Source organism: Rhodococcus sp. FH8, from assembly GCF_019266085.1.
In the GTDB taxonomy this organism is placed as follows: Bacteria; Actinomycetota; Actinomycetes; order Mycobacteriales; family Mycobacteriaceae; genus Rhodococcus_F; species Rhodococcus_F qingshengii.
On sequence record NZ_LPNQ01000077.1, the window covers coordinates 304730 to 325742 of the forward strand.

The window sequence follows — 21013 nt, forward strand, 5'->3', positions numbered from 1 at the left end:
TGGTCGGGTGAGCATCCAACCTTCCGGTGACGCGTCCTGGCCCGCGGTATTGACCTGGCAGGCCCACAACGCTCCTCGTATGGAGTCTGTTCGTGTGCAGCTGAACGGAAATCGCATCAAGGCTTCCGGCCGGATCATCGGTGGAGCCTGCAGTGAGCACCCGGCATTCAGCGCGTCGTACGACCTGGTCACCGACGAGGCCGGCATCACCCGCCGGTTGTCCGTGCGGACCGCCCTGGCCGCCGGTGAGCGTCAGATGTCGATCAGCCGGGACGAAGAAGGCACCTGGATGGTCGAGAACGGCGCCAGTCACCAGCGCTCTGCGTTCGATGGCGCACTCGATGTCGACGTGATCCTCAGCCCGTTCTTCAACACGCTGCCCATCCGCCGCGTCGGCTTGCAGAACGACATCGAAGACGCCGAGGTCCCGGTCGTCTACGTCAATCTCCTCGACCTGCGCGTCGAGGGTGCGACCATCACCTACAGCTCCGGCGCCGACGGAATCAGTGTGCTGTCCCCGGTGTCCAGCTCGACGCTGTCCGTCGACACCGAAGGTTTTGTCCTCGACTACCCGGGTCTGGCAACTCGTATCTAGGTTTCGTATCTCCAGGTTGCGTAGTTCTAGGTTGCGGATCGCCGGATGACGCCGCCGCGTCGACCGGCGTCTCGCATCCGGTTGATCCAGTCGGGTTCTCCGGCCTGAACGTCTTCGATGTCCCACCGCTCGTGCGACTCGTAGGCGCCGCGCGCCGCGAACCCTGCGTCCACCAATCGTGCCGTCGAGCCGTTGTCGAGCAGATCGGTACGTGCGCCCTGCAAAAGGTCGAGCGCCTCGTCCAGCGCGACCAGCAGGGCGTCGCGGTTGCCCTCGCACATCGCCCGCACCAGGCCAGGAGCGCTCCCGGCCACGCGAGTGCCGTCGCGAAATGATCCGGCAGCCAGCCCGAGAGCCAGTTCGCCTCCGGCAGCTCCGGTGATCGCAAGCGTTTCCGCGAGCAGGTGAGGCAGATGCGAGATTCGCGCGACTGCTCGATCGTGTTCCAGAGATTCGGCCGGCACGACGACCGAGCCGCAGTCGAGCGCGAGGTCGGCGACCTGCGACCACACGTCTGCGTCGACGCCCTCGTCGGTGGCAACGACCCATACCGCGTCGACGAACAGATCGGCATCCCCGACCGCCCAACCCGAAGCTGACGTCCCCGCCATCGGATGACCGCCCACGAACTTGGCGCTCAAGCCCGCTCGTTCGACCGCGGCCTTCACTTCACCCTTGACGCTGACGACGTCCGTGATCGGATTGTCGGGCGCATGCGCGGCGATTGCCTCCAAGGTGGCGTCGACGGCAGGCATCGGCACGGCGATCACAATGATCGCGCCGCTTTCGTTTGCTCTCTGCAGCACTGAAACCAGATCGGTGTCGGCGTCGAAACCGTCGGCTCGGGCCGCGTCGGCGGACTCGCTGGAACGGTTGTAACCCCACGCCCGGCGGCCGGATCGGACGGCGGCGCGAAGTAGCGAACCGCCGATCAATCCGAGGCCGAGAACGCAGACTGGTGGGGCGGAATCGATCGCAGACACGAGTTCAGGTTGGCACATCGATGCTCGGACTTCACTCACTGGCACCAGGCGGGCTACCGTTGCGCCATGGGTGCACAGCGCGCGGGTAACAAGAGCGCCTCTTCGAACCAGTCGGAGGAGCTTGAAGGCTTCGGTGTCGCGGTGGTCCGTGAAGAGGGGCGTTGGACGGTCAAGGCACTGACGCCCGACGCGTTGACCTCGCTCTCGGCCGCCGAAACGCAGCTGCGTGAGCTGCGAAGTTCGGGTGCCGTCTTCGGTCTTCTCGACGTCGACGACGAGTTCTTCATCGTGTTGCGTCCGGCGCCGTCGGGCACGCAGTTGCTGATTTCCGACGCGACCGCCGCCATCGACTACGACATCGCAGCCGACGTCCTCGACGCCTTGCACATCGAGATCCCCGACATCGACCCGGACGACCTCGACGATGTCGAACCCTGGGAAGAGGGCGATCTGTCCGTGCTGGCCGATCTGGGCCTGCCGGAACCCGTGCTCGCCGTCATTGCGGCCGAGACCGATCTCTATCCGGACGAGCAGTTGGGGATGATCGCGCAGCGACTCGGGTTCGCATCCGAGTTCGGCGCAGCGCTCGACAAGCTCCCGCGCTAGATGACTCTCGCTGACGACCAGCGCATGATCCGTGCGGCCATCGTGGCCGCACGTTCCGCCTCCGACGCAGACGTCCCGGTCGGGGCAGTGGTGTTCGACGCAGACGGCGTTGAAGTTGCTCGGGCCTCCAATGCCAGGGAAGCGTCGTCCGATCCGACCGCGCACGCCGAAATCCTCGCGTTGCGTGCTGCCGCAAAAACCTACGGTGACGGCTGGCGCCTGGAAGGTGCGACGCTTGCCGTGACCCTCGAGCCATGCACGATGTGTGCGGGCGCTCTGGTCCTCGCCCGGGTTTCTCGGGTCGTTTTCGGGGCGTGGGAGCCGAAAACCGGAGCCGTCGGATCATTATGGGACGTAGTTCGAGATAAAAGATTGACCTATCGGCCGCAGGTGCGCGGCGGGGTCCTCGAGGACGAATGCGCTGGGCTTTTGGAAGATTTCTTCCGCGAGCAGCGGGCCTGAATTCGGTATTCCCCATCGAGAGTGATCGCACACTCGGGTAGCCGGATCCATCAATCGAGGGCATGGTGGAGGCAGATGCCGTCAGGGCATCGGCGGATCGTCGGAAGGCGATTCGTTCGCGTTCACAGAGGAGTACTCATGGGAATCGCAGACAAGGCTCAGAACAAGGCCGAAGACCTCGGGGGCAAGGCCAAGGAAGCTGCTGGCAGCGCTACCGGTGACCGGGACCTCGAAAACGAAGGCAAGGGCGACCAGGTGAAATCGGCCGTCAAGGATGCAGGCGAGAAGGTCAAGGACGCCGCTTCCAGCATCAAGGACAAGCTCACGTAATACCGCTCCACCTGGCGATTTCAGCCACGGGCACTCCATCCGGTAAAGTCACCAACGGTGGCGTGTCCGAGCGGCCTAAGGAGCACGCCTCGAAAGCGTGTGACGGGTAACCCCCGTCCGAGGGTTCAAATCCCTCCGCCACCGCCAAAGCTCCCCACCTGTTCACGCAGGTGGGGAGCTTTTTTGTGCTTGGTGGCGCCTATAGTCCCGTTGCTCGGACGACGTCAGGGAATCGGTAGGTTTCATCGAGGACTGATTTGTCGGGGACATAGCTGCGAATGATCAGTCGAAATTCGTCGTGCGGAGCGGGTAGCCAGTTGGCACGAGCATCCGGATCGGTCGGCTCGTCGTGAGACAGGTGCAAGGTGAGCTTCCCGTCACGAAAGACGAGATCGCCCGCGTCGAGATTGACGGTGCCGAGGTTGACGCGGTTACCCGGTGCGTCGGCGAGCATAAATGCGTCCTTGTCGTACATGGTCAGAGACCAGAAGCCGCCGCGACTGCGGTCGACGGGTGGGAGTGCGTCTTCTGTGAAGGTCATGGTGTACCGCTCGCGGCCGTGGAGCAACGCTCCGTCGTGGTCGGTACCCCGGATGAGGTAGACAGCCTCGTGAAAGTCGTTGACGTAAATGTAGATGACGGCCGCGAGCGCCCGTCCGAACCAGTCGGTGCCCCACAGGCCACTGTTGCGTTGCCGTTGCCATCCGTTGCCTGCGTCGACCCCGGTTTGGACGTAGCTCGCCGATTGATGGAGGGCGACGTCGGCGCGGAGCGCGGCGCGGTCGAGCAGCGCTCGGTACGACTTGTCCGAACGATGCAGTGCGACAAGCGTCTTGGCTTGATCAGCCATCGGGGTGTCTGCTGCGCCCATGGTCGGGTTGAAATCGAGCATTGCTGCAAGATCGGTCCAGAAAGATTCCGGCTTCACCCATTGAGGTCGACTGGCGTCGGGATCGGCCGCCAACATTTCGGCGGTGACGCCCTGAGGGTAGATCGAGTTCGCGGCGTGGGCCTCGTAGCCGAAGGACCGCGGGCCGGGGCGATCCTCGCTGAACGGGTACATGCCGATCTGGTCGAGCACCGACCGCGCCTGCTGCTTGGACGCCTCGGAACGTGCTGCGAAACTGCGAGGGAAGACACCAGCCACGTTCGTCGGTGATCGAAGCACATCGAGGAAGTCTTCCGGCAACTCGCCATCCCAATCAGGTCCGACCAGAAGGAACTTTCCGCCGGGAGTGCCTGTCGCCGAACCAAGTTGGTGAGTCACATTGGTCAGCACGTCGACGATCTGGATAGTCCAGTAATGGCCGTCGGGTACCTCGGTCGGGGTCTGTATCACTGCGGTTTCGTCGGTGAGATCGGCGAATCCTGCGCCGTAGATCGTGTCGTTGTTGGGTGAGACGACCCACCGCTGCGCCGGGCTCATGTAGTCGGTGAGGGCACCTGTGTAATTCTTGGCGGCGCCTGGCAGAAGACCGAGTTGGAGTCCGGTCTTGCCATCCATGATCTCCCACATGTTTGTACGGCCGAAGGTGTCCACAGCTGGATAGCCCCAGTAATAGACGATCCGGGCGAGGGCTTCCACGTAACTCTCAGCGGCGAGCGTTGCTGGAACTCCGGCCGATCTCGCCAGTTGAGCGTGTGCCGGCGTGAAACCTTGTGCGATTGAGTCGGTCGGGGAGTCCATGAAGTCATGGTGCCGGTGACCGTCCGCTGCATCATCACCCTTGCGGGGTGAACCGGTGAGGAAATCGAAAACCGGTTCTGTGTGCGCAATTCGAATGTTCAGGAGCGGCGGGCGATCCACTCTGCAGCGGCGGCATCGATGTCCTGCTTCAGCTTCTCGAAGAACGAGGGTGGCGGGGTGGGGATCAAATCTGCTGCGGTAGTGAGGGAGCGACTGAGGGCGATCCGACGCTCGCGTAACTCGTCGTCGGTCAGGAGCGTCAGGTCCGCCATCGCGAGCTCCCTCGATCGGTGTGATTCGTGTTTCGGGCAGACCGTGCGCATCGGGATCGATGCATGATTCGATGCGCACGGCCCAGGCATTCCAGGCTGGGGGCCGGAATGCACAGTCGACTTTACCAAATGATTACTAATGGCTGTAGATGTGGCTCGCCTTGGGTGGTCGTGGAGCACTTTCACAGGGTTCTCCCAGGTCGTAAGTCCTGACAACTGTTGAAGCTGCAACTATCGTCGAGCCCATGAAAAAGATCTGGTGGATCGGCGGAGCAGTAGTTGTGGTCGTACTCGCCCTGTTCGTGGGGCCGTGGGCGTACGGGAAGTTCATCGCTGAAGACGATGCACCGGCGGCCGTGGTGTCCACTGAGGGCGCGGAGGCGGCGTCCGGATCGATCGACGGGCAATGGACCGTCGTCGCCGGGCAGGGGGACAACCAGACGGCAGCTGGGTACACCGTGCACGAGATTCTCAACGGATCGAGTGTGACCGTCGTCGGAACCACCGGCGAGGTGAGCGGAAACGCGGTTGTCGAGGGTGAAAAGCTCACTTCCGGCGAAGTAACGGTGCAGGTGGCAAGCATCAAGACCGACTCGGATCGGCGCGACGGCCAGTTCACGGGCAATGTGATGGATACCAGCACGTATCCGACGGCGACGTTCACAATCGACTCGCCGGTGGACTTGTCTGCTGTACCGACGGACGGAACAACGGCGACGGTCACGGTGTCAGGAACGCTGACGCTCAAGGGTCAGTCCAAGCCGGTGTCGGTCGACATGACCGTGCTGCATTCGGGTGATTCGCTGATCGCATCGGGCTCGATTCCGGTCACCTGGACCGATTTCGGAGTCGAGCCTCCGTCCCTCGGTTTCGTCACCGTCGACGGCAGCGGCTCGGTGGACTTCCTGGTCTCACTCGCCGCGAGCTGAATTACGTCCACCCGATTCGCACTGCTTCGGGGCGGGCAGGGAAGATTAAGGACATGACCTTCCTTTCTTCTTGTCCGTTCCGAAGGCAGTGTGCGATCTCTGCCCGGACGGAATGAACAGGTGATGCCCCGGTGGAGACCGTTCCGAACGGGCGAAGACCCCGATCCACGGTTCACGCTCGCCAATGAGCGGACATATCTGGCTTGGATCCGCACTGCAACGGCCTTCGTCGCGTCGGGCGTCGGACTCGAAGCGTTCGGCGGCGACATTCTCGACCCGACGGTTCGTGCCGGCTTGGCCGCGTTGTTGCTCGTCGGCGGTGCTCTGATCGCCATCACTTCCTTTGTCCACTGGATCAGCGCCGAGCGTGCACTGCGAACTGAGCGCTCGTTGCCGGTGCCGCTCATGGCGCCGGTCGTCGGCATCGTGCTGGTGATCTGCGCGACCGTCCTGGTGGTCGAGGTCGTGAACTGATTGACCGCGCTGGAACCGTCGGAAGGTGTCAAGCCTCCGGACAAGGGCTTGCAGTCCGAGCGCACATCGCTCTCGTTCGTGCGTACGAGTCTGTCGATCCTCGGCTTGTCTGCCGCCTGTCTGAGATGGTTGCCGCCGTTCGGGTCGGTGGCCCTGATCGGCCCGTCCGTCGCTGCCGTGCTCGTCGTCGCGGTGACGGTCTACGAACGTCGGTCGCGGCCCAGGCGGTTGGCCCAGTTTTCGGCCGAAAAGGCAACGCCCGCTTTGGGTATGGGAGCAACTCTCGCGGTCGCTCTGCTCCTGCTCAGTGCGACGGGGCTGTGGATTCTGCTGAAGTGACCTCGGCTTTCGGCGCCCAGCCGGGCGGGCCGAACACGTAGCCGGCTCGCTGCCGCCACGATGTCGACGCCTTCCAATCACGAGCAATGGCAGCATATTCGCGCGTTTGGAGCTTCCAGATGTTGTACGTTCCGACCGGCGTCGTGAGTCCGTAGGTGGGCCGGTGGGTTTCGGCTGCGAAGGTTCCGAACATCCGGTCCCAGATGATGAGGATTCCGGCGTAGTTGCGGTCGAGGTACTCGGCGTCGGAGCCGTGGTGGACGCGATGGTGTGACGGCGTGTTGAAGATGAATTCGATGGGCCGCCAGAGTTTTCCGACACGTTCGGTGTGGACGAAGAACTGGTAGACGAGGCTGACGGAGAAGCCGACGAACACCATCCACGGCGGGATCCCGAGGAACGGCAACGGCAACCACATGATGATCTCACCGCTGTTGTTCCACTTCTGCCGCAGTGCGGTGCTGAAATTGAAGTACTCGCTCGAATGGTGAGCCTGGTGTGTGGCCCAGATGACTCGAACTCGGTGTGCGATGCGGTGATACGCGTAATAGAGGACGTCGATTCCGAGCAGCAGGATCACCCAGGTGTACCAGGCAGTCGGCGAGAGGTGCCACGGAGCGAGATACACCCAGATTGCGGAATAGCCGATCAGCGCCAGCACTTTCCAGAAGGTGCTCGTTGCGATCGACACGAGTCCGAGTAGAACGCTGGTTCTGGCGTCGACGCTTCGGTAGCCGCCCTGTGTCGGCCGTGCGCGTCCGTCGGCGTCGTCGGGATGATCTTCGAGCGCACGGGCCGCGAACCATTCGATTGCGAGGAAGATGACAAACGCGGGGATTGCGAGCGTAACGGGATCATGGAGCGGTTCGAGCAGTGACTTCCATGATTCGAGAAGGGTTTCCCACACGCGATTTGTCCTGTTCTCTAGCTCTGATCGTTACATCATGCATTAAAATGTAACGTCAGGGAACCCTTTGCGGCGAAGAACTCGCAGGTTTGTTGCGACTATTCATAGAACGATGGTAGGAATTGCCGGTGCATATCACCGCGAAGGTGGACTACGCCGTGCGGACTCTGGTCGAGCTCGCGGCAGTTGGTCCTGACCCGGCCAAGGCCGAGTTTCTCGCCAAATCCCAGGTAATACCCCACAAGTTCCTGGAAGCGGTGCTCTCGGACCTGCGGCGCGGCGGCTTGGTCAACAGCCGTCGAGGCCCGGACGGGGGATACTGGCTCGCTCGGTCCGCGGACGAGATCACGATTGCCGACGTCATACGAGCTGTCGAGGGACCGCTGGCTTCGATTCGGGGTCAGCGACCGGAAGACGTCGACTACGGGGGACCGGCAACGCCCCTCAAGGAGGTGTGGATTGCAGTGCGAGTCAACCTCCGTGCTGTGCTCGAAAATGTCACACTCACCGATGTTGCAGGTGGAGAGTTGCCCGAGTTCATTCACGAACTGACGGCGGATCCCGAGGCGTGGAATCGGCGCTGATACAGCCCGGTTTCAGTGTGCCCGTCGACGCGGAACTGCCATAGGAGCAGTGTTCGCGGTGTTGCCTCCCGCGGATTTTGCGTCGTACATCAGATGATCGGCCGCAACGATTGCTCGGGAGAACTCGTTGTAGTCGAACTCTTCCTGATGTGGGATGAAAGGTAGCGTCGCTGCGCCGACGCTGACCGTGGCCAGGGGGTCGTCGGAGGCGTTCACCACGGCTTTGGGGAGCGTCGCGATTCGTTTGCGAAGTCCGTACGGAGTACCGATCATCACAACGGTGAACTCCTCGCCGCCGGTGCGCGCGGCGTAACCGAAACCGTTCACATGCGCCTGCAGGCGCGTTCCGGTCCGGATGATGACGGCGTCACCGACTTCGTGGCCGAACGTGTCGTTCACCGCCTTGAACTTGTCGATGTCGACGACGGCAACAGCAATGTCGGCACGATTTGCCGACGCGACCGACCAGATGCGCTCCGACATGTCCCACAGTCCTCGTCGGTTCAACAGGCCGGTAAGCGCATCCACTTTGGATCCCGTTGCGCGCGCGAGTAATTGCCGCCAAGTGAACTGAATCGTGGCCGGAATGAAGATCACGGCACACAGGACGACGTCCGTGCGTGCGATCACGCTGGTTGTCGAGTAGTCGCCGTTCGTCAGGCCGAGCACCGTCAGGGCGATGACAAATGTCGTGGCAAAGGCGAGATGGAAGGCCAACCAGCGGTAATCGAGAAAATAGGTGAAGTAGGCGCCGGTGGCGACAAAGAGTGCCGCGCCGAAGAGGGCGGCGTTATGGCTGGTGAAGGTGATGAGAACCGAGGCAGTTCCGAGATCCGCCCACAGTCCGTAGAGCTTGAGCATGCGTGAACCTCTGATTCGGCCGACAAACCAGAGAATCGTAGGGATCAGGTTGACGGCCGCAATGCCGACGAGCCAACTGCGCGCAAACGGTCCGTCCGGGCCCTCTCCGCTGAGGAGAAACAGGAACGCCACGATCGAGAAATTGAGTGAGCAGAACCCGATGGTGAGACGGACGAGACGTAGTACGGAGCCTCGTCCGGACTTCGATCCCCACAGCATCACCGTGGACGAAACCGGCCAGGTGTGCAGGAGCGGGTCCATCAGATTCCTTCGCCGAGCAAATTACGGTTAATTCACCGCAAAGTATGTCAGGCCATGTTGATTCACGCGTCAACTTGGCAGGGGGCATCAGGCGGTGGAGTTGCTCGCAACTCTCTCTGTCGCGCTGTTCAGGCATTTGCCGTGCGTGAGTGTGAGGTACGCCTCGAGTTTCCGTGCCGTGTGTTCGATCGCACAATATTGCAGACCTCTGCAAAGTTGCAGAGCTCTGCAAGTTCGGTACCGTGTTGGGGTGATCATCGAACAAGGCCTTCGTGACCGCAAGAAGGCAGCAACCCGTGCCGCACTCAGCGGCGCGGCAGCACGGCTCGCTCGTGCGCTGGGGATCGAATGCGTCACCGCTGACGCAATCGCCTCCGAGGCCGGAGTGTCGACGAGGACGTTCCACAACTACTTCTCCAGCAAGGAGGAGGCAGTGCTCGCCAGTTTCGAGGAATCGGTGAACCTGTGGATCGAGGCGCTTGCGTCACGGCCCGCGGACGAACCAATTCTCGACGTCCTCGAAGAACTTGTGGTCGAAATCGTGAACGACTCAGGTCCGAGTGGGAGTGAGAAGGCAAGTATCTGGCTGCTGTCGGATTCGAGTCCCGCGCTCTACCGGGATGCCGCAGACATGCATCAGCGGATCAACCGTGCAGTCGTTCAGGCATTGGCGGAGCGCACCGGTACCGACGCCGAGAAGGACCTGTACCCGACGCTCCTCCTGGGAGCGGTGGGCGGAGCCGCTAAATCGGTGATCGACGTCTGGACTGGCGGAAAGTCGGAGGCTTCCAGTCCGGAAGAGTTGGTTCACGACGCTTTTCGGCAGATTCGTGCCGGGTTGCCCGCGCCGCCGCCTGCCCCTGAGATGTCGCGTCCCTGAGATGTCTCGTCTCTGAGCCCCACACGTAATACCTGTCCACGTACACGCACCGAAACAGCAAGGAGCCCGTCGTGGCCACCTATCTTTATCGGATCGGCAAGTTCGCCTACCGGCGAAAAGGCGCGGTCCTCAGCGTTTGGCTGATAATCCTGGTTCTGATGGGCGTCGGGGCAGCGACTCTGTCCGGCCCCACCAAGGACTCGTTCTCCATTCCGGGAACCCCGGCGCAGCAGGCGCAAGACCTGATGGCGGAGCGTTTTCCCGACGCGCCCAATCCTATGGATTCGCTGAGCGCGCGATACGTAGTGCAAGCTCCGGCAGGCACGACGCTGGCCGATCCGGCGAACGTCAAGGCCATGGACGACATGCTCGCGAGTATTCGTGGCATCGACAAGGTCGCCGACTCTGCCAAGGTGGACCCGGCGACTGCCACTCCGGAACAGGCCGCGAAGGCGTTGGTCAATCCGGTTACCGGCAACGACTCCATGGTTGCGATGTTCAAGGAAAAGGCTGCTGCGGCTGGAACTTCCGAGACACAGGCCGTGGACGACGCGCGTGCGTTGTCGCCGCTCAGTGCCGACGGCACAGTCGGGTACGTCGAGGTTCCGTTCAGCGGTGACTTCGCCGATCTCGATCAGGCGTTGCGTGATTCGATCAACTCCGCAGCCGATGTCGGTCGGGCCGAGGGACTCAACGTCCAGGTCAGTGGTTCTGCTGCTCAGGAAGCGGAGATGCCCGGTGGTGTCACCGAGCTGATCGGTATCGCCGTTGCCGCAGTCGTTCTGGCCATCACGTTCGGTTCGCTTGTGGCCGCGGGGCTTCCGCTCCTCACCGCGATCATCGGTATCGCTATCGGCAGCCTCGGAATCACGGTTGCCACCGGATTCATGGATCTCAGTTCGATGACTCCGACGTTGGCGATCATGATCGGTCTGGCCGTGGCGATCGACTACTCGCTGTTCATCATGTCCAGGTTCAGGCATGAGCTCACCCTTACCGACAACCGTGCCGAAGCAGCAGGTCGCGCCGTCGGAACCGCCGGTTCCGCAGTGGTATTCGCTGGTTTGACGGTCATCATCGCGCTGGTTGCATTGCGCGTCGTCGGCATCCCGTTCCTCTCCGATATGGGTGCGGCAGCGGCCTTTACCGTGCTGATCGCGGTTCTGATCGCCTTGACCTTGCTGCCTGCGATCCTGGGTATGTTCGGACGCAAGGCTTTTGCCGGCAAGATTCCCTTCCTCAGCAAGCGCGCTGAGGAGTCCGAAGACGAAGATTCGGGCAAGCCGAAGTTGGCTCTGCGCTTCATCAGTGCCGTCGTCCGTCGTCCGCTCGTGCCGCTGATCGGTGGAGTAGTGCTTCTGGGCGCATTGGCTCTGCCCGCAACGGGATTGAGCCTGGCACTGCCGTCGGAGGCCACCGGTGACCCGGCGACCAGTGCGCGTCAGGCATACGACCTGATCGACGAGGGCTTCGGTGACGGTCGCAACGGACCGCTCATCGCCGTTGTCGACGCGAAGGGGGCCAGCGTTCCCGCCGGGGAGGCCTTTGCGGAGGTCGTCTCGACCATCTCGAGCTTCGATGACGTCCAGAACGCACAGGTCGTCGGGGTCAACGAGGCCGGCGACACCGCGCAGGTACTGATCACTCCGAAGAGTGGTCCGACCGACCCCGCCACGATGGATCTGGTGTCCAGCCTTCGTGGAGCCGAAGGCGGACTCAACGATTCGATCGGCGTCAGCTACGGCATCACCGGTCAGACCGCACTCGAAGGCGACGTTTCGGACACGCTGAAGGATGCATTGGTGCCCTACCTGGCCGTCGTCGTCGGCCTTGCATTCATCTTGTTGCTCTTGGTGTTCCGTTCGATCCTGGTTCCGCTGACGGCGACGCTCGGCTTCCTGCTCAGCGTGCTCGCGACATTCGGTGCGACGGTGGCGATCTTCCAGCACGGTTGGTTGGGCATCATCTCGAACCCGCAACCACTCGTGAGTTTCATGCCGATCTTCCTGATCGGTGTGGTGTTCGGACTCGCGATGGACTACCAGGTGTTCCTCGTGACGCGTATGCGTGAGGAGTACGTCCACGGCGCGAGCGCGAAGGAGGCCGTGACCATCGGCTTCAACCATGGCGCCCGGGTCGTCAGTGCGGCCGCGGTCATCATGATCTCCGTGTTCGGTGCCTTCATCGCGGAACCGAACTCGTTCATCAAGTCGATCGGCTTCGCGCTTGCCGCGGCGGTGTTCTTCGACGCCTTCATCGTGCGCATGGTGATCATCCCGTCCGTCATGGCACTGCTCGGCGACAAGGCGTGGTGGCTGCCGAAGTGGCTGGACAAGATTCTGCCGAACGTCGACATCGAGGGTGAGAAGCTCAGCAAGGCCCTCCGTGAAGAAAAGGAAGCGGAGCTTCAGTCCGCATCTGCTTGATCTCTGCTGTGCGCCTTTATTAACCCCCCGCGGTTAATAAAGGCGCACAGCAGTTTTTGTGTATCGAAATATCCAGCGGCACATGTCGGCCAGGATTGGTAACCTTCGCTCACTATGCTGATCAGGCTGCTGCGCACTTATCTGACGCCGTACCGGGGTGAACTCACGGGCGTTGTCGTCCTGCAGTTTATTTCGACTATGGCGGCCCTTTACCTTCCGAGTCTCAACGCCGACATCATCGACAACGGCGTGACGAAAGGCGACACCGGCTACATCCTCTCCACCGGCGGGATGATGCTGATGGTCACGCTCACGCAGATCCTGTGCTCGGTGGGTGCCGTCTTCTTCGGTGCGCGAGTCGCCATGGGCGTCGGACGCGATCTCCGGGCTTCGGTGCTGCATCAGGTCGGGACGTTTTCGGCCCGAGAGGTCGGGCACTTCGGTGCGCCTTCGCTGATCACCCGCAACACCAACGACGTCCAGCAAGTGCAGATGATGGTCGTGATGAGTTGCACCATCCTCGTCATGGCGCCGATCATGTGCGTCGGCGGCATCATCATGGCTCTGCGTCAGGACCTGAATCTGTCCTGGATCCTGGGGATCAGCGTCCCGCTTCTCGTAGTCTCGATGGGTTTCCTGATTGCCCGGATGGTCCCCGGATTCAGGGTCATGCAGGGCCGCCTCGACGCCGTCAACCGTGTTCTTCGCGAACAGATCACGGGCATCCGTGTCGTCCGAGCGTTTGTACGGGAACCGTACGAGGTAGAGCGTTTCGGCGATGCCAACCGTGAGCTGACGGAGACTGCACTCGGCGTCGGCCGCCTCATGGCACTGATGTTCCCGCTCGTGATGCTGATCAGCAATGTCACCAGCGTCGCGGTCATCTGGTTCGGTGGCCATCAGATCAACGAGGGCTCGATGCAGATCGGCTCGCTCACCGCGATGCTCAGCTACATCATGCAGATCCTGATGGCCGTCATGATGGCCACTTTCATGGCGGTGATGCTGCCGCGTGCGTCGGTGTGCGCCGAACGTATCTCCGAAGTACTCGACACGGATTCGTCGGTGATCCCGCCCGAGAATCCTGTCCGAGAACTGAAGGACCCGGGAGTCGTCGAACTTCGTGGAGCTCAGTTCCAGTTCCCCGGAGCCGAGGAGCCAGTGTTGCGCGACATCACCTTCCGCGCCGAACCAGGCAAGACGACGGCGATCATCGGCGGCACCGGATCGGGAAAGACCACTCTGCTCAACCTGATTCCGCGGTTGATCGACTCCACCTCCGGATCGGTATCGGTGGGCGGCGTCGACGTCCGCGACATCGACACGGAGCTGCTCTGTTCGGTGATCGGTCTGGTCCCGCAGAAGCCGTATCTGTTCTCCGGCACTGTCGCCACCAATCTCCGCTACGGAAACCCCGAAGCTACCGACGAATGGCTGTGGGAGTGCCTCGAGATCGCCCAAGCTGCCGACTTCGTCCGCGCCATGCCCGAAGGCCTGGACACACCGGTGGCACAAGGCGGTACGACGGTATCGGGCGGTCAGCGTCAGCGACTCGCCATCGCGAGAGCGTTGGTGCGTAAGCCGCAGATCTATCTGTTCGACGATTCCTTCTCGGCACTCGACCTCACTACTGATGCGAGGCTGCGTGCGGCGCTCCGGCCGGTCACGCAAGACGCCTGCATCGTCGTTGTCGCGCAGCGCATTTCCACCATCGTGGAAGCCGATCAGATCATCGTGCTCGACGACGGCGCCATCGTGGGGATCGGCACGCACGACGAACTCGTGGTCAGTTGTCCCACCTACGGCGAAATTGTCGCCTCTCAGCTAGCCGTACAGGACGCATCATGAGCAATCGGCCGACTTCCTCGCCTCCCATCGGCCCGCCCGGCGGCGGTGATCCCACAAAGAAGGCCATGAACTTCGGCCCTTCGCTCAAACGTCTCCTTGGACGCTTGAGCCCCGACAAGCCGATCGTCGTCCTGATCTTCGCTTTGGTGACGGCAAGCGTCGTACTTTCCTCGATCGCTCCGAAGATCCTGGGAAACGCCACCAACCTGATCTTCGACGGCATCGTCAGCAAGCAACTCCAGCCGGGGACGACAAAGGAACAGGCTGTCGAAGGATTGCGCGCTTCGGGGCAGGGTCAGCTCGCCGACATGGTGTCCGGCATGGCAGTTGTGCCTGGAACCGGAATCGATTTCGACGCAGTCGGCAAGGTCTTGATGATCGTGCTGCTGCTGTTCGTCTGCGCGTCGCTGTTCAGTTGGCTGCAGGCGTATCTGCTCAACATCGTGGTCCAGCGAACCGTTCGTCGTCTGCGTGAGGACGTCGAGCAGAAGATTCACCGACTTCCCTTGCGGTACTTCGATACCCATGCCCGCGGTGATGTTCTCTCACGCGTGACCAATGATATCGACAACGTCGCGCAGAGCTTGCAGCAGACGCTCAGCCAGTTGGTCATGTCGGTGATGACCGTCCTGGGCATTCTGGTGATGATGCTGTGGATCTCACCTCTGCTCGCCTTGATCGCGGTGGCAACTGTTCCGCTGTCGATCATGGTGACGGCGTTTATCGCGAAGCGTTCACAGAAGCACTTCGTGGCGCAGTGGAAGAGCACCGGCGGAATCAACGCGCAGGTCGAGGAAGCATTCAGCGGCCACGAGTTGGTCAAGGTGTTCGGTCGCCAGCAGGAGGTCGAGGAGCGCTTCCGCAAGCAGAACGAGGATCTGTACGAGTCCAGCTTCAAGGCGCAGTTCATCTCCGGTCTGGTCATGCCGGCCGTGATGTTCCTGGGCAACCTCAACTACGTCGCCATCGCAGTGGTGGGTGGCATGCGCGTCGCATCCGGAACGATGACGCTCGGCGATGTGCAAGCGTTCATCCAGTACTCGCGGCAGTTCACCCAGCCGCTCACGCAGATCGCGTCGATGACCAATCTGCTGCAGTCCGGCGTCGCTTCGGCCGAGCGGGTCTTCGCGCTGCTCGACCAAGAGGAGCAGTCGGAGGACCCGAAGAGTGCGAAGTCGCCCACGGTCGACAAGGGTCGCGTCAAGTTCGAGAACGTCACCTTCAGTTACAAGCCGGAACAGCCGCTGATCGAGGACCTATCCCTGACTGCCGAGCCGGGCCAGATGGTTGCGATCGTCGGACCCACCGGCGCCGGCAAGACCACCCTCGTCAACCTCATCCTGCGGTTCTACGAACTCAATTCGGGCCGAATCACCTTGGACGGCATCGACATCGCCGACATGACGCGAGACGATCTGCGCTCACGGATCGGCATGGTTCTGCAGGACGCGTGGCTCTTCGGTGGAACCATCCGCGAGAACATCGCGTACGGCAAGCCTGGTGCCACCGACGAGGAGATTCGTCGCGCGGCCGAGATGAGCTACGTCGACAAGTTCGTGCACTCTCTGCCTGAGGGTTACGACACGGTCATCGACGAGGAAGGCAGCAACGTCAGTGCGGGCGAGAAGCAGCTCATCACTATCGCCCGCGCCTTCATCTCGCAGCCGTCCATCCTGATCCTCGACGAGGCGACCAGTTCGGTGGACACACGCACCGAACTGCTGGTCCAGAGCGCCACCGCGGTTCTGCGCAACGACCGCACCAGCTTTGTCATCGCGCACCGTCTTTCGACAATTCGTGATGCGAACCTGATCGTGGTGATGGAGGAAGGCCGGATCGTGGAGCAGGGGAGCCATGAGGCTCTGCTCGAATCCCGCGGCGCGTACTTCCGTCTGTACAACAGCCAATTCGTGGGCGCGGAGATCTGATCGCACTACTACGGTGGTGAGCATGCTGATTGCCGAGGATCTGCTGTTGCTCGCCACCGACGACGTCAGCGGAAAGCTACTGCGTTCGTCGTCCTACGTCGATGTTGCGCTCGGAGGCGCCTTGTTGGTCGAGCTTGTGCTTGCCGACCGCGTTCGCCTCGACGGCTCCGGATGGCGGGCGCGGGCGGTCGTCATCGACAATCGGCCACTCGCGGATCCCACTCTCAACGCTGCATTGGCACGGCTGGCCGAGAAGCCACCGGCCCGGCCGACTGCGGTGGTGAACCGACTTGCGAAGGGTGCAAGGAAAGCGCTCTATGCAGGTATGGGAGCCCGCGGAATAGTGACGGCCGTGGAACATCAAGTGTTCGGGATCTTTCCGAGCGTCAGATGGCCGGCGACCAGTCCGCAGTACGAGGATCAACTGCGCTTCGTGCTGCGTGAGATTCTGCTGGGCGTCCGCCAACCCACTTCCACCGAAGGTGCATTGGTATCGATCCTGGCAGGCGCGAACATGCTCAAGGTGATCGTTCCGGCCGATCAGTTCAAGGCGGCGAAAGCGCGAGCGAAAGTGCTGTCGCAAGGAAACTGGGCGAGCGAGGCAGTGCGGCAGTCGATCGCCGCGACGCAGGCAGCCACCACTGCTGCGCTCACCGCAACGATTGCAGCGTCGGCATCCTCGGGATCGTGAACGTAGCGATACTGCACGACGTGCCCCTTTCTGCGGCTGTGACAGGATTGAACCCGTGACTTCTGCAGTACCGACACCGCCCGAGCCCGTCGTCGACAAGCGTCCCGAGTCGATCTTCACGGTAGGGACCAGGCTCGAGGACCGGCTCGGACGAACCGGCACCATCCACACACCGCACGGTGATATCGCGACGCCGTCGTTCGTGGCCGTCGGAACCAAGGCCACGGTCAAGGCCGTGCTGCCCGAGTCCATGAAGGAACTCGGTGCGCAGTCGTTGCTCGCCAATGCGTACCACCTGTACTTGCAGCCGGGACCCGACATCGTCGACGAGGCCGGCGGGCTGGGCAAGTTCATGAACTGGGACGGCCCCACCTTCACCGACAGCGGTGGCTTCCAGGTGATGTCTCTTGGCGTCGGGTTCAAGAAGGTGCTCGCGATGGAGGCCGTCGGCGTGCAGTCCGACGACGTCATCGCAAAGGGCAAGGAGCGTCTGGCGACGGTCGACGACGAGGGCGTGACCTTCAAATCGCACCTCGACGGCAGTAAGCATCGCTTCACCCCCGAGGTGTCGATGCAGATCCAGCATCAGCTCGGCGCCGACATCATGTTCGCGTTCGACGAGCTCACAACGCTGCTCAACACCCGCGGCTACCAGGAGCGATCGGTCGAGCGCACGCAGGCGTGGGCGATCCGCTGTATCAATGAACACGAGAAGCTCACCGCCGAACGCGCTGACAAGCCCTATCAGGCTCTCTTCGGCGTGATCCAAGGCGCGCAGTACGAAGATCTGCGACGTCAAGCCTGCCGCGGACTCGAGTCGATCGAAGGCGAGAACGGATACGGCTTCGACGGCTACGGCATCGGCGGCGCCCTCGAGAAGCAGAACCTCGGAACGATCGTGCGTTGGTGTAACGAGGAACTACCCGAGAACAAGCCGCGTCATATGCTCGGCATCAGTGAACCGGACGACTTCTTCGTCGCAATCGAGAACGGCGCGGACACTTTCGACTGCGTCAACCCGTCGCGTGTTGCTCGCAATGCTGCGATTTACGTCCGCTCCGGCAGGTTCAACATCAACACCAGCCGATTCCGTCGTGACTTCACGCCTATCGACGACGAGTGCGACTGCTACACGTGCGCCAATTACACCCGCGCGTACATCCATCACCTCTTCAAGGCGAAGGAAATGCTCGCGTCGACGCTTTGCACCATCCACAACGAGCGATTCACCGTGAAGTTGGTCGACGACATCCGAGCCAGCATCGAAGGTGGGTACTTCCACGACTTCAAGGCAGACATGCTCGGAAAGTTCTACGCGGCGAAGACGCCTGCACCTCAGGCGTAGGTCGGTTCGCGCTTCTTCACGTATGCGATGACGCGGTAGGTGATCGGCATGACCAGAACCTCGACAAGCGTCTTCCACAGGAAGCCGACCAGCACGTAGTTGATGAAGTCTTCCCATGTGCTGATGCCGATGACACCGGCCGCGATGGAACAGAAGATGAGGGTATCGGCGAATTCGCCGACGACGGTCGAGCCGATCAGTCGCGCCCACAGATGCTTCTCCTGCATGCGCTTTTTCATCATGACCAGAACCAGTGAGTTCAGTAGCTGTCCGACGAGGTAGGCGGCCAAGCCCGCGACCAGTAGCCGGGGAATGACACCGACCACGGTTTCGAGGGCGGCCTGGTTCTCGTAGAACTCTGCCGACGGGAGTTGCACTGCAATCCAGAAGCACGCAGCGGCAAGAATCAGTGCGCCGAAGCCCAGGTAGATCGCGCGTCGGGTCGCTTTGAAGCCGTAGACCTCGCTGAGCACGTCACCGAGGACGTAGGCGAGCGGGAACAAGAAGAATCCACCATCGGTGATTATGGGCAGAATCTGCAAGGGACCGAGCGAGAAGTCGGAATCCGCAAAGAAGGCGACCCCCTTGGTCGCCGCCACGTTCGAGATCAGCAGCGTTGCGGTGAAGAGCGCGACGATCGTCGGGTAATAACCCCGGCTGACGTGCGCAAATTTGGTTTCGTGGGTCGATTCGTCTTGCTGATCCTGAGCTGTCACGTCCGTCATCCAAGCACCACAAGGCGCTCGGATGCGAGTTGGCGACCGTCCAGTTGCGCAGAACACACCGAAGGCCCTGCGGTTTCACGTGGAACCGCAGGGCCTTCGGTGATGGGGTGAAGCCTCGTCAGAGTGCTGCTACGAAGCGTCCTGTGATGACGCGATACGCATAGGTGCCTGCGATGAGAGTGACCGGTCCGGTGACCAGCAATCCGAGACCGCAGAGCAGTGCGCCAACGAGGTTGATGCCGATTGCCGCGAGTGCCAGTAGAAGCAGTGGGCCGACATTCTTCGAGATGACGCTGGCGCTCGACTTGATTGCGGTGACGGGATCCTGATCCTGATCGATCACGAACTGCAACGTGAAATAGGTCAGGAATGCGATGACGATGCCCGGAATGATCAGCAGGACGAGGCCGATCGCTACCGCGAACCCGACCAAGATGCTCGCCAGAATAACGGCGCCGATGTTCGAGAATTGGAAGAAGGAACCGAAAGCCGGCTTGTTGCCGTCGACTTCATGAAGGGCACCTCGAACGTAGGCAGCCTGGATCAGAATGCTGACGACGATCGAGACCAATCCGCCTATGATGCTCAACGCCGACACCGAAGTCGACCCGTCGGTCGAGAAGTCGAAGCCCCCGAACAACAGGTTGATGCCAAACGAAATCAGGCCCGCGACAACAGTGATGCCGATCCACGTCAACGCATTGTTCTTGAAGCGTTCCCAGCCGTAATTCAGCGCGGCACCCACGGAAAGCTGTGGTCCACCGAATCCTGCGCCGTAGTCATTGGCGGGCGGCGGCGGGAAGTTGCCGCCCACGGGAGGAGGCGGGTACCCACCAGGCGGTGGGTAGTTGCCACCGGGAGGGGGATAGCTTCCACCCTGCGGAGGCGGCGGGTAGTTGCCACCTTGAGGGGGCGGGAAGTTTCCGCCCTGTGGAGGCGGCGGGTAGCTACCTCCCTGCGGGGGGCCTGCGGGTGGTGGGTAACTTCCGGGAGGAGGTGTTCCCTGCTGGCCATATGGATCCTGGGGTGGGAATTGCTTCCCGCCTTCTGGATTCTGGTTGGGGTTGTACCCACCGGTTGTCATGTGTTCCCCTCAGTCGTAAATATCGCGCTCGAGTGTGACAGTGGATATGACCCTACTGGGATCAAAGAGCGATGTGGATGACATCTGCTCACTTGGATTCGGAGGTCACCTGTGGTTTAGGCTGCGTTGTATGACGAGTTCCGGGGGCAACAACGACGATTCTTCGAGCGATTACCAGGCAAAACCTGGGTACGGAGAATTTCCGAGCCTGCCTCCTGGGGGGTACGGCGTGTCCCCGTCCGAAACGCAGTCTTCACCTGAAGTTCCCGGATATACCACTCCCAACGAGCAGTACCCGGGTTATCCACCGCCGTCGTACAACCCGCCCGGTAATAACCCCCAGCCGGGCGGAATCGGTGAACCGAACCCGTACCTGCCGCCGCAGAATTTCGGACCGCAGAATCAATATCAGCAGAATCAATATCAGCAACCCGGACAATACGGACAGGCTCAATACGGACAGCCTCAGTACGGCCAACCTCCGAACCCGTACGGTCAACCGAATCAATTCGCGGGTGGGTACGCACCGCCGATGCAGCCGGTCGGCACCAATGGTCTCGCAATTGCATCGCTGGTTGTATCGCTTGCGGGTGGTTGCTTCTACAGTCTCGGCGGAATCGTCGGAATCATTCTGGGAATTGTCGCGCTCAATCAGATCAAGCAGACAGGTCAACAGGGGCGCGGGCTTGCGATAGCCGGAATTGCGGTCGGCGCGGCCTTCTTGGCAATTTTTGCCGTGATTCTCGTGGTCGCACTCATAGCGAGTGCATCGTCGTCGTACTGAAGTGTCGTCGTG

Annotated in this window: 22 protein-coding genes and 1 tRNA gene; 16 read left to right on the forward strand and 7 right to left on the reverse strand. The window is 61.7% G+C overall.

What is annotated here, in order from left to right; genetic code table 11:
• Window positions 1–7 precede the first annotated feature (7 nt).
• Entirely contained in the window at window positions 8–595 is a 588-nt protein-coding gene (locus tag ATN38_RS23125; RefSeq protein WP_073512852.1) for a putative glycolipid-binding domain-containing protein, read from the forward strand.
• 26 nt (window positions 596–621) lie between these two features.
• Here ATN38_RS23125 and ATN38_RS23130 read toward each other — a convergent pair whose 3' ends face one another.
• Complete coding sequence (locus tag ATN38_RS23130; RefSeq protein ID WP_031332706.1) at window positions 622–1596, reverse strand: prephenate dehydrogenase; 975 nt, start codon at window positions 1594–1596, stop codon at window positions 622–624.
• A 48-nt stretch (window positions 1597–1644) separates the two neighbouring features.
• Between ATN38_RS23130 and ATN38_RS23135 the strand changes: the two genes are divergently transcribed.
• The 4 genes from ATN38_RS23135 (at window position 1645) to ATN38_RS23150 (ending at window position 3123) form a co-directional block, all read left to right on the forward strand.
• On the forward strand, window positions 1645–2184 hold the full coding sequence (locus ATN38_RS23135; protein WP_003943823.1) for a tRNA adenosine deaminase-associated protein: 540 nt from the start codon (window positions 1645–1647) through the stop codon (window positions 2182–2184).
• Window positions 2185–2646, forward strand: a complete 462-nt coding sequence (locus ATN38_RS23140) for a nucleoside deaminase (protein WP_003943976.1) — start codon at window positions 2185–2187, stop codon at window positions 2644–2646.
• A 138-nt stretch (window positions 2647–2784) separates the two neighbouring features.
• Window positions 2785–2976, forward strand: coding sequence for a CsbD family protein (locus ATN38_RS23145; RefSeq protein WP_003943869.1), 192 nt, complete (start codon window positions 2785–2787; stop codon window positions 2974–2976).
• Between the two features lie 56 nt (window positions 2977–3032).
• Window positions 3033–3123, forward strand: a tRNA-Ser gene (locus tag ATN38_RS23150).
• A gap of 52 nt (window positions 3124–3175) precedes the next feature.
• Here the strand turns inward: ATN38_RS23150 and ATN38_RS23155 are convergent.
• Both ATN38_RS23155 and ATN38_RS23160 read right to left on the reverse strand, forming a co-directional pair.
• Window positions 3176–4663 carry a DUF1254 domain-containing protein gene (locus ATN38_RS23155; protein WP_242430844.1) on the reverse strand — a complete coding sequence of 496 codons (1488 nt, stop codon included), beginning with the start codon at window positions 4661–4663 and terminating at the stop codon, window positions 3176–3178.
• A 98-nt stretch (window positions 4664–4761) separates the two neighbouring features.
• A complete protein-coding gene (locus ATN38_RS23160; RefSeq protein ID WP_003943953.1) occupies window positions 4762–4935 on the reverse strand; it encodes a hypothetical protein in 174 nt (57 codons plus the stop codon).
• Between the two features lie 245 nt (window positions 4936–5180).
• Here ATN38_RS23160 and ATN38_RS23165 point away from each other — a divergent pair, with 245 nt between their 5' ends.
• The 3 genes from ATN38_RS23165 (at window position 5181) to ATN38_RS23175 (ending at window position 6677) form a co-directional block, all read left to right on the forward strand.
• A complete protein-coding gene (locus ATN38_RS23165; RefSeq protein WP_218748739.1) occupies window positions 5181–5864 on the forward strand; it encodes a YceI family protein in 684 nt (227 codons plus the stop codon).
• Window positions 5865–5987: 123 nt separating this feature from the next.
• Window positions 5988–6338, forward strand: a complete 351-nt coding sequence (locus ATN38_RS23170; protein ID WP_210377943.1) for a YidH family protein — start codon at window positions 5988–5990, stop codon at window positions 6336–6338.
• Window positions 6339–6677 (forward strand): DUF202 domain-containing protein, encoded by a 339-nt coding sequence (locus ATN38_RS23175; protein ID WP_003943794.1) that lies wholly within the window; start codon window positions 6339–6341, stop codon window positions 6675–6677.
• Here ATN38_RS23175 and ATN38_RS23180 read toward each other — a convergent pair.
• Complete coding sequence (locus tag ATN38_RS23180; protein WP_007731649.1) at window positions 6643–7584, reverse strand: sterol desaturase family protein; 942 nt, start codon at window positions 7582–7584, stop codon at window positions 6643–6645. The two genes, ATN38_RS23175 and ATN38_RS23180, sit on opposite strands and share 35 nt — an antisense overlap.
• Before the next feature lie 128 nt (window positions 7585–7712).
• Between ATN38_RS23180 and ATN38_RS23185 the strand changes: the two genes are divergently transcribed.
• Window positions 7713–8168: an Rrf2 family transcriptional regulator gene (locus ATN38_RS23185; RefSeq protein ID WP_003943908.1), complete on the forward strand. Its 456-nt coding sequence runs from the start codon at window positions 7713–7715 to the stop codon at window positions 8166–8168.
• A 12-nt stretch (window positions 8169–8180) separates the two neighbouring features.
• On the opposite strand, the gene ATN38_RS23190 is transcribed toward ATN38_RS23185, so the two are convergent.
• A complete protein-coding gene (locus tag ATN38_RS23190) occupies window positions 8181–9290 on the reverse strand; it encodes a GGDEF domain-containing protein (RefSeq protein ID WP_020968182.1) in 1110 nt (369 codons plus the stop codon).
• A 250-nt stretch (window positions 9291–9540) separates the two neighbouring features.
• Between ATN38_RS23190 and ATN38_RS23195 the strand changes: the two genes are divergently transcribed.
• The 6 genes from ATN38_RS23195 to tgt all read left to right on the forward strand — a co-directional run bounded on the left by ATN38_RS23195 (window position 9541) and on the right by tgt (window position 18408).
• The gene (locus ATN38_RS23195; protein WP_007731646.1) at window positions 9541–10170 is read left to right on the forward strand and encodes a TetR/AcrR family transcriptional regulator; all 630 of its coding nucleotides are present in this window, start codon (window positions 9541–9543) and stop codon (window positions 10168–10170) included.
• 71 nt (window positions 10171–10241) lie between these two features.
• On the forward strand, window positions 10242–12596 hold the full coding sequence (locus ATN38_RS23200) for an MMPL family transporter (RefSeq protein WP_063315228.1): 2355 nt from the start codon (window positions 10242–10244) through the stop codon (window positions 12594–12596).
• 114 nt (window positions 12597–12710) lie between these two features.
• Window positions 12711–14444 (forward strand): ABC transporter ATP-binding protein, encoded by a 1734-nt coding sequence (locus tag ATN38_RS23205; protein ID WP_003943950.1) that lies wholly within the window; start codon window positions 12711–12713, stop codon window positions 14442–14444.
• Complete coding sequence (locus ATN38_RS23210; RefSeq protein ID WP_003943946.1) at window positions 14441–16372, forward strand: ABC transporter ATP-binding protein; 1932 nt, start codon at window positions 14441–14443, stop codon at window positions 16370–16372. The genes ATN38_RS23205 and ATN38_RS23210 overlap by 4 nt, the downstream gene beginning before the upstream one ends.
• A 22-nt stretch (window positions 16373–16394) precedes the next feature.
• Window positions 16395–17063, forward strand: coding sequence for a GPP34 family phosphoprotein (locus ATN38_RS23215; RefSeq protein ID WP_042447719.1), 669 nt, complete (start codon window positions 16395–16397; stop codon window positions 17061–17063).
• A gap of 55 nt (window positions 17064–17118) precedes the next feature.
• The gene (gene tgt, locus ATN38_RS23220) at window positions 17119–18408 is read left to right on the forward strand and encodes a tRNA guanosine(34) transglycosylase Tgt (RefSeq protein WP_042447721.1); all 1290 of its coding nucleotides are present in this window, start codon (window positions 17119–17121) and stop codon (window positions 18406–18408) included.
• Here tgt and ATN38_RS23225 read toward each other — a convergent pair.
• Complete coding sequence (locus ATN38_RS23225) at window positions 18399–19133, reverse strand: queuosine precursor transporter (RefSeq protein ID WP_030535741.1); 735 nt, start codon at window positions 19131–19133, stop codon at window positions 18399–18401. The two genes, tgt and ATN38_RS23225, sit on opposite strands and share 10 nt — an antisense overlap.
• A 118-nt stretch (window positions 19134–19251) precedes the next feature.
• Window positions 19252–19947, reverse strand: a complete 696-nt coding sequence (locus tag ATN38_RS33125; protein WP_308112948.1) for a hypothetical protein — start codon at window positions 19945–19947, stop codon at window positions 19252–19254.
• A gap of 400 nt (window positions 19948–20347) precedes the next feature.
• Here ATN38_RS33125 and ATN38_RS23235 point away from each other — a divergent pair, with 400 nt between their 5' ends.
• Window positions 20348–21001 (forward strand): DUF4190 domain-containing protein, encoded by a 654-nt coding sequence (locus ATN38_RS23235; RefSeq protein ID WP_204855050.1) that lies wholly within the window; start codon window positions 20348–20350, stop codon window positions 20999–21001.
• Window positions 21002–21013 lie beyond the last annotated feature (12 nt).

Excerpts from the sequence above, each read along its gene's own strand:
- ATN38_RS23140 (WP_003943976.1), top strand. The coding sequence starts at position 2,185 with ATGACTCTCGCTGACGACCAGCGCATGATCCGTGCGGCCATCGTGGCC.
- ATN38_RS23225 (WP_030535741.1), bottom strand. The coding sequence starts at position 19,133 with ATGACGGACGTGACAGCTCAGGATCAGCAAGACGAATCGACCCACGAA.
- ATN38_RS23130 (WP_031332706.1), bottom strand. The coding sequence starts at position 1,596 with ATGTGCCAACCTGAACTCGTGTCTGCGATCGATTCCGCCCCACCAGTC.
- ATN38_RS23165 (WP_218748739.1), top strand. The coding sequence starts at position 5,181 with ATGAAAAAGATCTGGTGGATCGGCGGAGCAGTAGTTGTGGTCGTACTC.
- ATN38_RS23215 (WP_042447719.1), top strand. The coding sequence starts at position 16,395 with ATGCTGATTGCCGAGGATCTGCTGTTGCTCGCCACCGACGACGTCAGC.
- ATN38_RS23210 (WP_003943946.1), top strand. The coding sequence starts at position 14,441 with ATGAGCAATCGGCCGACTTCCTCGCCTCCCATCGGCCCGCCCGGCGGC.
- ATN38_RS23170 (WP_210377943.1), top strand. The coding sequence starts at position 5,988 with ATGCCCCGGTGGAGACCGTTCCGAACGGGCGAAGACCCCGATCCACGG.
- ATN38_RS23155 (WP_242430844.1), bottom strand. The coding sequence starts at position 4,663 with ATGGACTCCCCGACCGACTCAATCGCACAAGGTTTCACGCCGGCACAC.
- ATN38_RS23160 (WP_003943953.1), bottom strand. The coding sequence starts at position 4,935 with ATGGCGGACCTGACGCTCCTGACCGACGACGAGTTACGCGAGCGTCGG.
- ATN38_RS23145 (WP_003943869.1), top strand. The coding sequence starts at position 2,785 with ATGGGAATCGCAGACAAGGCTCAGAACAAGGCCGAAGACCTCGGGGGC.
- ATN38_RS23235 (WP_204855050.1), top strand. The coding sequence starts at position 20,348 with ATGACGAGTTCCGGGGGCAACAACGACGATTCTTCGAGCGATTACCAG.
- ATN38_RS23205 (WP_003943950.1), top strand. The coding sequence starts at position 12,711 with ATGCTGATCAGGCTGCTGCGCACTTATCTGACGCCGTACCGGGGTGAA.
- ATN38_RS23135 (WP_003943823.1), top strand. The coding sequence starts at position 1,645 with ATGGGTGCACAGCGCGCGGGTAACAAGAGCGCCTCTTCGAACCAGTCG.
- ATN38_RS23190 (WP_020968182.1), bottom strand. The coding sequence starts at position 9,290 with ATGGACCCGCTCCTGCACACCTGGCCGGTTTCGTCCACGGTGATGCTG.